Origin of the sequence: Enterobacter sp. C6 (genome assembly GCF_008122455.1) — a bacterium.
In the GTDB taxonomy this organism is placed as follows: Bacteria; Pseudomonadota; Gammaproteobacteria; order Enterobacterales; family Enterobacteriaceae; genus Enterobacter; species Enterobacter pseudoroggenkampii.
The window spans coordinates 1-1,852 of sequence record NZ_QPFW01000051.1; the positions used below are offsets into that span (position 1 = coordinate 1).

A 1,852-nucleotide genomic window follows, 5' to 3' on the forward strand; every position below is an offset into this window, starting at 1 on the left:
AACCAGTGACATACGGATTAACAGTCCGCCGTTCTACCGACTGAACTACAGAGGAATCGTGTGAACGGGGCGCATATTATCGATGCCTCCCCGGGATGTCAAAGGCAGAATGCATATTTCCGATCGTTTGCCGAATTATTCTCCATTTCGCGCAATTGTCAGGCATTTTTTCGCGGATATTTCCACAGCCAGCGCCCGCTGACCATCCGCCAGTAGAACAGCGCGCCCCGCACGGCCCAGTCAAGGAACATCCCCAGCCAGACGCCGACCACTCCCCATCCGAGCATCACCCCGAGCGTATACCCCGCCACGACGCGACATCCCCACATGCCTAGCATCGACACCCACATCGCAAAGCGGGCATCGCGCGCGCCCTTTAGCCCGGCGGGCAATACCCATGAGGCCGCCCAGATGGGCATAAAGGCCGCATTGAGCCAGATGAGGATCTTAACGACCTCTTTAACGTCGTCTTCGTGGGTATAAAACGAGGCCATCAGCCCGGCAAACGGGGCGGTTCCCCAGGCAATCACGGTCAGTCCAATGGTCGACAGCCAGAAGACGTGCCGCAGCTGTCGCTCCGCCTGGCCTATCTGCCCTTTCCCGAGCCGTTTCCCGGTGATGATGGTTGATGCAGAGCCCAGCGCGTTACCCGGCAGGTTAATCAGCGAGGCGATGGAGAAGGCGATGAAGTTACCGGCGATCACGTCGGTGCCCATGCCGGCGACAAACATCTGCGTCAGCAATTTCCCGCCGTTAAACAGCACCGACTCAATGCTTGCGGGAATGCCGATCCCCATCACTTCCCAGATAATGGCGAAATTAAAGGGGCGGAAATAACTTTTCAGCGTCAGACGTAGCGAGGGAGTGATCCCCGCCATCAGCACCCCGATGATGGCAGCCGCACCGATATAGCGTGAAATGGTCAGCCCCAGTCCGGCGCCGACGAACCCCAGCCCGTCCCACGAGAACACACCGTAAATCAGCACGCTGCTGATAATGATATTCAGGATATTCATTCCGCCGTTGATCAGCAGCGGAATCTTGGTGTTGCCCGCCCCGCGCAGCGCGCCGCTACCAATCAGGGCGATGGCCGCCGCCGGATAGCTGATGACGGTCATCTCAAGATAGGTCAGCGCCAGGTCTTTAACCTCATTCGTGGCCTCCCCGGCGACAAAGTCGATAATCTCTTTGCCGAAATAGTGGATTACCGCCGCCAGAACAATTGAAAAAATGGTCATGATCATCAGCGACTGGCGGGCCGCCTCGCGTGCACGTTTGGGGTCCAGCTTGCCGAGGCTAAAGGCCACCACCACCGTCGTCCCGAGGTCTATGGCGGCAAAGAACGAAATCACCACCATGTTAAAGCTGTCCGCCAGCCCCACCCCGGCCATCGCCTCTTTCCCCAGCCAGCTCACCAGGAAGGTGCTCAGGACTCCCATCAGCAAAACGCAGGTATTTTCCAGGAAGATAGGCACGCCAAGAGGGGTGATTTCACGCCAGAAGAGAACCCGATAGCTTTTACGTTTTGCATACCATGGCGTGCGCACGATCGCCTGGCGTAAGGAGGCAGTAACGTTCAAAATGGACCTTAGCGAGAAAAGTTGAAACTCCATTTCAAATGATGGGGGAGAAATGCTCATCCTGCAAAGTATTTTCCGGAAAAAGATGTGTGGAATTACAACAAACTGACGACAGAATCAGCAATCAGTCGATTTTCCCTAAGATCAGGTTTGACAAAACTTTTTTCGCCGCTAAGATAAGCCTCCACAACGATTCCTCTGTAGTTCAGTCGGTAGAACGGCGGACTGTTAATCCGTATGTCACTGGTTCGAGTCCAGTCAGAGGAGCCAAA

At 55.6% G+C, this 1,852-nt stretch carries 1 protein-coding gene and 1 tRNA gene; one reads left to right on the forward strand and one right to left on the reverse strand.

The annotated features are described in order from the left end of the window. Nucleotides 1-158: 158 nt before the first annotated feature. A complete protein-coding gene (emmdR, locus tag DOU50_RS00375) occupies nt 159-1,613 on the reverse strand; it encodes a multidrug efflux MATE transporter EmmdR (protein ID WP_148768478.1) in 1,455 nt (484 codons plus the stop codon). A gap of 161 nt (nt 1,614-1,774) precedes the next feature. Here emmdR and DOU50_RS00380 point away from each other — a divergent pair. Then, a tRNA-Asn gene (locus tag DOU50_RS00380) sits at nt 1,775-1,850 on the forward strand. Nucleotides 1,851-1,852 lie beyond the last annotated feature (2 nt).